The organism is Rheinheimera soli (genome assembly GCF_031457405.1).
GTDB classification, from domain to species: Bacteria; Pseudomonadota; Gammaproteobacteria; order Enterobacterales; family Alteromonadaceae; genus Pararheinheimera; species Pararheinheimera soli_A.
Genome location: NZ_JAVDWR010000037.1, coordinates 1 through 10,134, shown reverse-complemented (window position 1 = coordinate 10,134; position 10,134 = coordinate 1). Strand labels below are relative to the sequence as shown.

At 44.7% G+C, this 10,134-nt stretch carries 10 protein-coding genes and 1 pseudogene; 1 reads left to right on the top strand and 10 read right to left on the bottom strand.

Annotated features, from left to right (window positions below):
• The 4 genes and pseudogenes from J2W69_RS20355 to J2W69_RS20340 all read right to left on the bottom strand — a co-directional run.
• On the bottom strand, positions 1–1,539 hold a 1,539-nt coding region (locus J2W69_RS20355; protein WP_310282028.1), incomplete at its 3' end, for a condensation domain-containing protein.
• A gap of 153 nt (positions 1,540–1,692) precedes the next feature.
• Positions 1,693–2,834, bottom strand: a protein-coding gene (locus J2W69_RS20350; RefSeq protein ID WP_310282026.1) for an IS3 family transposase whose coding sequence is annotated in 2 segments (ribosomal slippage) — positions 1,693–2,585 and positions 2,585–2,834 — 1,143 coding nt in all. Because the reading frame shifts where the segments join, the coding sequence is not laid out codon by codon here.
• Between the two features lie 342 nt (positions 2,835–3,176).
• A pseudogene (locus J2W69_RS20345) lies at positions 3,177–3,607 on the bottom strand (IS982 family transposase).
• Between the two features lie 60 nt (positions 3,608–3,667).
• Positions 3,668–3,937 carry a hypothetical protein gene (locus J2W69_RS20340; protein WP_310282024.1) on the bottom strand — a complete coding sequence of 90 codons (270 nt, stop codon included), beginning with the start codon at positions 3,935–3,937 and terminating at the stop codon, positions 3,668–3,670.
• Between the two features lie 231 nt (positions 3,938–4,168).
• On the opposite strand from J2W69_RS20340, the gene J2W69_RS20335 reads away from it, so the two are divergent.
• Positions 4,169–4,348 carry a hypothetical protein gene (locus J2W69_RS20335; RefSeq protein WP_310282022.1) on the top strand — a complete coding sequence of 60 codons (180 nt, stop codon included), beginning with the start codon at positions 4,169–4,171 and terminating at the stop codon, positions 4,346–4,348.
• 192 nt (positions 4,349–4,540) lie between these two features.
• On the opposite strand, the gene J2W69_RS20330 is transcribed toward J2W69_RS20335, so the two are convergent.
• The 6 genes from J2W69_RS20330 to J2W69_RS20305 all read right to left on the bottom strand — a co-directional run bounded on the left by J2W69_RS20330 (position 4,541) and on the right by J2W69_RS20305 (position 9,922).
• A complete protein-coding gene (locus J2W69_RS20330) occupies positions 4,541–5,629 on the bottom strand; it encodes a hypothetical protein (RefSeq protein ID WP_310282020.1) in 1,089 nt (362 codons plus the stop codon).
• Between the two features lie 193 nt (positions 5,630–5,822).
• Positions 5,823–6,557 (bottom strand): 4'-phosphopantetheinyl transferase family protein, encoded by a 735-nt coding sequence (locus tag J2W69_RS20325; RefSeq protein ID WP_310282018.1) that lies wholly within the window; start codon positions 6,555–6,557, stop codon positions 5,823–5,825.
• 68 nt (positions 6,558–6,625) lie between these two features.
• Entirely contained in the window at positions 6,626–7,435 is an 810-nt protein-coding gene (locus J2W69_RS20320; RefSeq protein WP_310282030.1) for a thioesterase II family protein, read from the bottom strand.
• 379 nt (positions 7,436–7,814) lie between these two features.
• Positions 7,815–8,708, bottom strand: a complete 894-nt coding sequence (locus J2W69_RS20315) for a GGDEF domain-containing protein (protein WP_310282015.1) — start codon at positions 8,706–8,708, stop codon at positions 7,815–7,817.
• Positions 8,705–9,538: an alpha/beta fold hydrolase gene (locus J2W69_RS20310; protein WP_310282012.1), complete on the bottom strand. Its 834-nt coding sequence runs from the start codon at positions 9,536–9,538 to the stop codon at positions 8,705–8,707. Before J2W69_RS20310 ends, J2W69_RS20315 begins: the two co-directional genes overlap by 4 nt.
• Positions 9,539–9,700: 162 nt before the next feature.
• Positions 9,701–9,922, bottom strand: a complete 222-nt coding sequence (locus J2W69_RS20305) for a hypothetical protein (RefSeq protein WP_310282010.1) — start codon at positions 9,920–9,922, stop codon at positions 9,701–9,703.
• Between the last annotated feature and the right edge of the window lie 212 nt (positions 9,923–10,134).

Sequence of the window (10,134 nt, the reverse complement as noted above, 5' to 3'; positions counted from 1 at the left end):
AGGCATCTCAGGAGAATGCAATAAAGCCTCAGAGAGTTTGGCTATCAACGCCTGAGTGCACTGCATGACCTGCACAGCATCCACCGCACTATCCAACTGCACACTCACAGCAAAAGATTGACCCAAATCATCCACCAACAAACTCACCGGATAGTTACTGCGTTCCTGCCCTGCAACCAAAAACACATCTGACTCAATCGCTTCCCCCAACGCTGAGTGACGATAGTTCAACATCCCACTAAACAAAGGCGTATCACCCACTATCGACGTCGCACGTTGCGCCGCAGCCAACGACGCTTGCTCATAAGGCAATAACTCGGCTAATGTTCGCTGGACCTGCGCCACCAATTCCGAAACAGTTCCATCTCCATCATGCGTGCGTACCCTTAAAGGTAAGGTGTTCATAAACACACCCACGGTATGCGCTGCACCTGACGTCCCTTGTAAGCGCCCTGAGACCACAGTTCCGAACACCACATCCTCAGTAGCACTGAAGCCACTGAGCAATAAACCCCAAGCTCCATGGAACAACACCGCCGGACTCACTCTCGCTTGCTTAGCAGCTGCACGCAATTGCTCAGACACCGCTTCTGGCAGCGCCTCCCGCCGTTCAATAATGCGACTGCCATCACCTTGAATATCATTCAGGCCAAAAGGCAAACAAGAGCGTGTGATATCCCCTAACGTTGCCTTAAAATAGGCGCCAGCATCATATTGCTCGGCTAAATGCAAGGTATGGGCAATAAACTCACGATAAGGCATTGGAGTGGCAAGCCCTGCGGTGTCCCCCCGCTCAAAGGCCGCCAGTTCTTGTTGAATAATATCTATACCGACATGGTCTGATACCATATGATGGAATTGAATAAGGACAAAATGCTCCTCACTCTCTGCCCCTTTGGTTACCTGCACCTTAACCAGCGGTGCCTGGTCAAGCGCCATATTCTGTAACTCTGGTGCACACAGCCTTTCCATGAAACTTAACGGCGCCTCATCTGTCGGTGTGTCAATCCATTGCACCGACAAACTCACCTCACGCAACACCACCTGCACCGCCTCTGGTAACGATGCCCAGAGGACCAAAGTCCGCAATATGTCATGACGATTCATGACAAACTGCAAGCCTTTGATAAATCGCTCAAATGCCGCCTGAGTGTTTGCCTTAAACAACATCGGCATCACATAAGGATCTCCCCCTTCGTGTTCCATCATATGATGGAACAAAATGGCTTGCTGCAACGGCCCCAACGGATAAATGTCCTGAATATTGGCCACGCCTCCGGGGACATGGGCCACTATATAATCAATATCTTGCTGCGTTAGCTTCACCAACGGCAACATCTGAGGGGTTATCTTCTGCCCTCCAGACTTTGCCGATTTTAACAACCCCACCAACTCCGTTTTATTGGCGTTTATCCGCCCAATCAAATCCGGGGTCAAATTGGCCTTATTCCCTCTGACAACCAGTTTATCATCGTCGTCAATAGTGAGTTTTATATCTAGCGACTTAAAGCTTGTTAACAATTTAGCTAAAGCTGTCATAAAGTAAGTTCTATCTCATCCGCTGATTTTTCTTGGAAATCATCAATAGTGACATCTGCAAGGATATAACTATTTAACGTTTCTATTAAGTTTTCTGGCGCAGTAAAGGCTTTACTAAACAATATAATAACATGCGCATTTTGGGTAGCTTTTTTAGTGACAGGCCCCCATTTTTGGAACCACTCGTAGAATGAATTGAGCTATGCAATTTTCAATGGACGCCACAAACTGCAAAGGAGGCAGGTTATTTAAAGCCTGATGAGGTCGACTCTTGTTATAGTCATTTTTCCAAGCTTCGATTTTCAATTTAGCATCGGTCAGTGATTCAAACCAGTGGCAGTTCAAGCATTCATCACGCAGGCTTCCATTAAACGACTCGATATAAGCGTTGTCTGTTGGCTTCCCTGGACGGGAAAATGCAAGTGTAACCTTGTTGGTATATGCCCATAGATCTGCCATCTGCCCTGCAAACTCACTCCCATTATCGCAATAAATACGTTGTGGAACTCCTCGTTCCTGACAGAGCCTAGTCAGTGTTGCGACCACATTTTCCGAACGTAAACGCGCACCGACATCGGCTGCTAAACATTCTCTTGTGTAGGTATCGACCACGGTCAGAATACCGAACTTGTTACCCGTAGATAGCTGATCTGCCACAAAGTCCATTGCCCATGCCTCATTTGGTCCTGTGCTTGGGATGTAATCACGTTTTCGATGTGCACCACTGACATTACGTCGAGGCCGCTTAGGCCGCAACTGAAGTACCTCCAGGCAGTACAGGCGCTGCACTCGCTTTTTGTTCACATGGAACCCTTCACGCTTCAACATGATGTGGATACGTTTGTAGCCATACCTGACTCGCGCTCTGGCAATCGCTACGATTTTCTGGCGAAGCGCTTCCTGAGGCTCTGAGCGTTGTCTATACCTGCACGCCGTTCGACTTAATCCAGTCAACGAGCATGCTCGCCGCTCACTTATTCGATAAAGACTTATCAGATGGCGTACCGCTTTGCGACGCTGCGGTACGCTTACCACTTTCGGGTATTGAGATCTTGCAACATAACCTTGTCGAGGGTTAAATCCGCAACAATACGTTTAAGCTTTTCATTTTCCTCTCGTAATTGCTTAAGTTCACGAACTTGGTCTGATTCAAGCCCAGAGTACTTTTTCTTCCAGGCGTAGAATGCTCCCTCGGCAATCCCCATTTTGCGGGCAATATCAGCGATAGGTAGCCCCGCTTCGTGTTGTTTTATCGCAGAAACGATCTGTTCGACAGAAAAACGTTTTGATTTCATGGCATGGCCCTCGTAGGTCTTTACTCATGCCCAAATTCATCATTGCTTTGGATCTTCTTATTGGGGGCCGTCATATTGATAATGCCTATCATGAATGTGCAAGACGTTTTTCATGGGAACAAGGCGATATATTATATGGTCGATAATATGCTGATTGCACATGGAAGAGATACATTTGAGGGAGAACGAAAAATAACTGTTGCTATGGCTGATATGGTAAACCGTTGCGATATTATTTGAGATCGCTTTAACGAGCCATTACTGTAATGGCATTAAACTCTGCGTTAGTGATGTTCAGTTTTGGCTTATTTTCTTTCCATGGATAAACGATGAGCCCTGCTATCATATCATCTTGAGCACAAATCCATGGACGCTGAGGTGCTGAGAGTGTTCTATCTGTGAGATATTTTTCAACTGGTCGGCGATGGTTTCGATGATAAAGCGCCTTGAGAGCATCGCACTATCCCACAAGGATAGTGACTTTGCTTTCATGTTTTTGCACACATTCGTTACCAGTGTGATGCCTTTTTCCATTAGCTCACTGGACAGTGCTTTGCTGATTTTGCTGATGTAGCTTTTATCAGCATACAGTTTATCCATCGAACTGTAGACCATATCAGAGAAGGGCTTTGTATCATGTACATTGGCTGGGGTGATTTTGGCCGCCACTATCCCTCCTTGATGATTCACAATCAAATGCAGCTTAAATCCATAGTCGTGCCTTTGCCCCTGCTCGCCAGTCCTGATAAGGTTTTATGCCGCTGAATTCGCAAGTTATGACAAACTTTGATGCTGGAGAAATCAACAAATTCGATGCCAGTTGGCTCACTTTTCTAGCTGGCAAAGTAGCTGCAAAGAGGCACCAAGGCGGTAAGTATCACCTCAAGAAAGCGGGTATTGCTAAGTAAATTTGGGAACGCTGATTTATAAAATAGGAAAAGAGAGCCAGTGTAGAAGTTTTTGAAATCACGATGGTGGGACATTTGGAAGAAGATAATAATGGTCTTGACTTCGCTCATCGTCATTCGGCCAGAGCGCCGACGCTTGCGTGTGCCATCGGTTAACCGAGTTTTTTCCCATTCAGGTCTGAAAATCATCGACATCGCAAAACACTTTCACTAACTTGTGCATAGGCCTTCGGTGTGATGGGGTTGACCTTAGTCGAAAGATCCGATCACGTGAAGGGCCATTAGTTCAAATTTTCTTATCCCGAGTTCAGGTTGATCAATGTCTGTTTTAAGTCTGGTCACGAAAAAAATAAATTCACTTGCTTTCAGAAAACTAATATATATATTAGGTAAATATGGAAGCAAAAATAGCCAAATGAAATGAAAATGTTAACAAATGAATTAAGAGAGATATTTGCAGATGCTTACACGCAAGGCCACAAAGATGGTTGTGATGGCCTGTATTTATGTCCATACTTTGCCCTTGAGCAACTCATTAAAGCAAAAGAGGCAAGTTTAAACTTAACACAAAGCATGCCTGCCGATGATGACCAATCTTTGCATTAGGGCTTCACCCAGCTGCACATAAAGAATTTCTGTGAGCATTTTTTCACAGTTCAATCAGAGCTTAACCAACCCCTTGCTGGTCGCCAGAAGATGTTTATTAGAGCCCTGCTTTTTTTGTCAGCCACTACAGCAGGCACCTGTGCAGATTTTTATCAGGCAATAGCTTTTGCTCAACGTACCACTAAGCATCACTTATTCTGCCTGGCTTTCCAAATAACCAAGCACCTGACTCAATGCCTGATTCACATCAGAAGCTGATTCCCAATCCAGTGATTCCCAATCCACGCCTGTATCCAGCTGTGTGACATTGGCAGTCAGTAACTGTTTAAGAACCTGCGGCGATTTAATAGCACCAATTTTGTAAGGTTTTACCCCGGCGTCTTTCGCAGGCTTGTCACCTTGCAACAACGACTTAATTTCGGCGTTAATTGCTCTTTTGTGGACGTTCGACAGCAGGGCCAGTCCTTTCTTTTTTTTGTAATTCGCTTCAGTGGTAAGAACGATATTTTTCATTTTCAAAAATGGCAATGTGTTGCCATTATTATACGCATCTATCACTGCAGGATAACGAACTAACACATTGTAGTTGTCATAAGCCCCCATAGACACGCCCAACATGTTTGCAGTTTCCCTGACCGTCAGTTGTTTTTTACCTAAACGTATTCTGCTGGTAGACAGCGTCTCTACTTCCTGCATGGCATCCAAAAATGCCTGCAATTTTCCGTATTGAGGTAAATCTTCCCGACTGGCATTTTCCTGAAATTGCTTTGTTTTCGGCAATAGAGGTTTTTCGTTGTACACCTTAAAATAAGCTGCACCATTAATGCCATTGGCATACACCATAGCAAAAAATCTACGATGACCAGTCAGTACTTTGTAAGTTCCATTGTATTCAGGATAGATTGTAGGTACCTGTATGATCTCAGATACAGCTATATTGCGAGCCAGATCCAGTATTGACTCAATGCTACGATTCGCTTTTTTCCATTCTTGAGTGCCCTGAGTAAAACAGTTCACAAGACAAGACTTACCAATCGCCACTTTGTCTTTTGCATCATATAAAGCGACAAGCTGCCCTTTCGACAACTTTCTGCTTACCAACTGGTACGCATGCAAATCAGAGATAATGACACTGGGGAAAAACCGCGGATTACTTTCATCAGGCAGTATTTTGCTAATAAAGATAGATGTATAGTCGTATGGCTGATCAATCAGTAAACCGTCAAATTCATCTGTGTTTAACGCCGCAGATAGCTGTAGATCTAAAGGGATTGACTGCAAGGGATGACACCACCTAAAAACTAAAATGGCCTTATAGCACCGAAAGCCTATTCAGGCAAGGGATCCATAACATTCCTTATCTCTGTTCTTCCTTTGAGAGGAGAGTCGGGATGTTCAAAATTCAAGCCAGAAAAAACTTAAAGGTTGATCTGTGCCACTTTAATAAACTAATTTTACCCCCTGATTTCTGACATCAGTCTGGCCCATAAACCAGTGTCAACACATCAGCAGATCCGACAAGGTAATGGCAGTCAAAATCATGATAAAAACCAGTCTCCTGCTGTAAATCTTGTTGCAGTCGTAATCTGAGCCGTCTTTTTTCTGTGTCAATATCAACCAGTGTTGAGGTAGAAAAATCCAGATAACGGCCAACGCGGGGGAAAATAGCCTTAAACAAGCTCTCCTTTGCAGAAAACAGCAGGCTCACCGCGAGACTAAAATCCATCCCCTTTTCAGTGATTTTTTGATACTCCTCCATAGTGGCAATACTGGCAGAAATTTCTCTTGCCTGCTCTGGCGCCAGTTGCAATTCACTATCAATGCCAAGATAACAAAGTGAAGGAGAAACCACACACAAAGCCAGGGTATTGGTATGAGAAATACTGCCCGCCACCCCCGCAGGCCACAAAGGCTGACGGTGTTGGCCTATACCAAGCCCAAAAGACTGAATATGCAGATACTCTAATGCAAGGCGTGCGACAAAACGTCCGGCCAGAAATTCAGACCGGCGTTTCAGCACAGCATTGTTTAAGCCTGGCTCTGCAGCAACTCTCAGATACTGATGCATCTCTGGCCTGAAACCTTCAGGGCTAAATTGGCAATACACCAAATAAAAGTTCGGCCCCAATACCTCCATGTCGACAGACGACAGAAAATGCTCTGCACCATCAGGGACAACAAGAGATTCTGATCGGGTAAAAAAAGACATAGCTTTTAGTGACTCCCATTATGTTCTGAGAACTATGGCACTGTTACAGCAGCCACGAATAACATTTTTCAATGATTCATAGCCAACTTCGGCAGGCTCGCTACAGAACCAGCCAGCACTTCTGCTGCACTTTTTGTCAGAGCAGACTCTATTTTTTCAGATAAGATCTGAAAAACCAGCTGCTTATTTTTTTCAATAAAAAAATGATCGCCCGGAACATAATGAAGCTCCCCAGCAGAGGATGTGAGTTCTTTCCAGCTCTCTAAATGGGCAGGCTTAATGCCAACATCTTCTGTACCAGCCAGAATAGTAATAGGGCAATTCAAAACGGTCTTGTCTGATACATAGGTATCGGCGATCTGAAAGTCTGCTCTTAATAAAGGTAAAAACAACTGCATCAGCTCCCGATTTTGCAGCACCTCTTCCGGTGTTCCGTTTAAGCTTTGTAATTCACTGATAAATTCCTCATCTGGCAAATTATAAAGCTGTTTTTCTTCCCCGCTTATATGAGGGGCACGACTACCAGAAGCAAAAAACTGCATCGGCGTCGGCAGTTGGCGCGCTTTTAACCTGGTGGCCAATTCATAAGCAACCCGGCTGCCCAAACTATGGCCGAAAAAGATAAATGGCACATTCAACAGAGGCACAATGTTCTCAACCAAGCTATCGACCAGTGGGTGCATATCGCAATAGGCAGTCTCGCTTAGTCTGCTGGAGCGTCCTGGTGGTTGTATGGCAACCAGCTCCACGTCCGAATTAAGCATAGCTGCCCAAGGATAATAGGTTGTTGCACTGCCGCCTGCATAAGGGAAGCAAAATAGTCGTAGTTTTGGTTGTCTCACTGGACGAGGGATACAAAACCATCTGTTGTCCATCATGTTCAAGTCCTTTCAGATTGCATTTTTATTGAACAGCTTTTACAAGCTCTATCTTCTATCTGTCCTGTCTCTGCCTTTGCTTATCATTCTGCCATCCTGCTGGATGGCTTAGTGACTCAATCTGGAGCGTTACGGATAACTTAGTTGGAAACTATAGTTTTCAGAGGCATAAATGCAATCAACTATTCAATCAGGGTCTGTTCTAAAACATGCCCTGGCCGCAATAACCCGCCACAGCATTCAACTGCATTTATAACAATATGTAAACCCACACTACAAATAAATAGTTTAAATATCAAAAATTTAATCTTGGATATTAATTAAACGAGACCTATTGTGCAACAAAAGCCCAACATAGCACTGACACACAAAACCGGAATCAGCTCTGATCAATATCCCGGCAAACCAGCTGGTTACGGCCCTGATTTTTTGCCTCGTACAGCAGAATATCTGCGCCTTTGTACAATTGCTCAAAGGATGCTTTTGCCGATATGGCAAGGCCCAGGCTTAGGGTAATATCCACACCGTGGATTTTTTCGGCGCGTATTGCTGCCAACAATTTTTCAGCGAATTTAACAGGTGAATCGCTGGCCTGATTTATGGTAACAATTGCAAACTCTTCCCCACCAATGCGGGCCAGCACGTCGTTTTCTCTGCTGTTTTTCGCCAGAATTTGGCCCATTTCCCGCAGTACTTCATCGCCTATATCGTGGCCGTGTTGGTCGTTGATTTGCTTAAAGTGGTCGATGTCGAGCATAAAAAACGAATACGACATTTTACTGCGCAGCGCTTGTTTGATCATAGCTGTAGCTCTGGCAACAAAAGCTCTTCTGTTCATTAAGCCTGTCAGCTCATCGGTTTGTGATAAGACTTCCAGCTTTTCGGCTCTTTGTTCTAAATCGTTACGAAGATTCACCAGTTCCTGATACAAAGCATCACGTTGCTGTGCTGTGCTGATCACCCAATAAATGACAGGTTTGTCGCCTTGCACAACACGGGCATTCACCAATACCGGCACCCGATCAGCAGATTTGGTTTCAAGAGTGAGTTGTATTTCTTCGCAATGGCCCTGATGCAACAGCATAGGCATCACAAAACTTTCAATCACAATTTTGGAAGCGGCCGTAAATATCAGGCCAATACGCTCCACACTTTGTGGCTCTTGCTGGCTTACTTTATAAAAGTACTGATTGGCAAACAGGATTTGACGATCTTCCACTGTGGTGACTATCAGGCCAGAAGGGAAGTTGTCCAGAGGAAATTCGACTGTCATAAAATGCTTTCACCAACCTGCGCCGACTGCATAAAACGCTGAATATGCCGGGCCACTTCTTGTGGATGCGTCATATGCAGGCAATGGCCTTTGGCCGGCACCACTTGCAAACAACTCTTTGGCGTATTTTTGTGCATATAGTCGCCAATAAACAACGAAGCCAGCGCATCGGTTTCACTTTGTAACAGCAGCACAGGGTGGCTATTCAGAGGCAACAAGCTGCGATAATCAGAAAAAAATGTCGCCTTGGCAAAGTTTTTAGCAGTAATAGGGTTGGTACTGCAAAAGCTGTCCGTCAGCTCAGAGGTCACCCGATTTTTCTCTGTAGTGCCACTGACTAGAGGTGCCAGATACTGAGCCCAACCAATGTAGTTTTTATCCATCAGATCAATGAGTTCATTTAAATCTTCAGGATTAAAACCTCCCATGTAATCCGGAGGATCATTTAAAAAGCAGGGAGATGGGCACACCATCACCAGGCTGTGGATCCGCTCCGGGATCTGCTGTGCAGCAATTAAACTGATGATGCTACTGACTGAATGCCCAACCAGCACCACATTCTGTAAATCGAGGGCGATACAAATATCAATAATATCCTGGGCATAACCTTCCAGGTCTGAATACTTTTGTCTGGAGTAAGCAGCAAGGTTTGACGCACCTGACCCCACATAATCAAACAGCACTATTTTGTATTGACTGCTTAGCTCTGGAGTAAGAAAACGCCACATCAGCTGATTACAGCCAAAACCATGCGCCATCAGCATAACCTGCTGCCCGGAGCCTATCATTTTGACATTATTTCTGCTGATCACATCATCATTGGCAGGCATAAAAACTCCATGTAGTGCAGGCTCAGTCAGTTGAATTCGCTTGATGACTCATCTTACTATGTTCGAACAGTTTGAGGTAACTTAAAAAATACATAGTTAAGTTACTCTTTTTATTCGATAAAACAAAGACGCAACTCTACAGTTTAACCCTTAGCCCAAGTATTACAGCTGATTTGCCGAAATCAGACTATGCATAGCAACACATGCTTTGGCTTGAGGTAAGCCGCCGCACCAGGCTTCTTTTACCCAGTCTGCGAGAAATTTGGTGAAGGCAGTAGTCTGTTGTTTATTCATCATATAAGCCAGTTTAGCAGAGGTATAAACACCAGCACCCGCCTTCACTGCACTGGCAAAAGAGGCCATTAACTTTTCAGCTTTTGTCACTTGAGTCTGCAATTTATAACCTAATTAATTGTAGACCTGACTACCATTCTACAAATGATCTGATCCAGTAGTTCTGTACACCGCGCTAAGTGAGTAAAATCACATAACGAGGTGACTATGACAACTAAAAAGAATCGCAAGACCTATACCGCAGAATTTAAAGCCGAAGCCCTGAAACTGGCCGAGCGTGTTGGCGTGGCCGAAGCAGCACG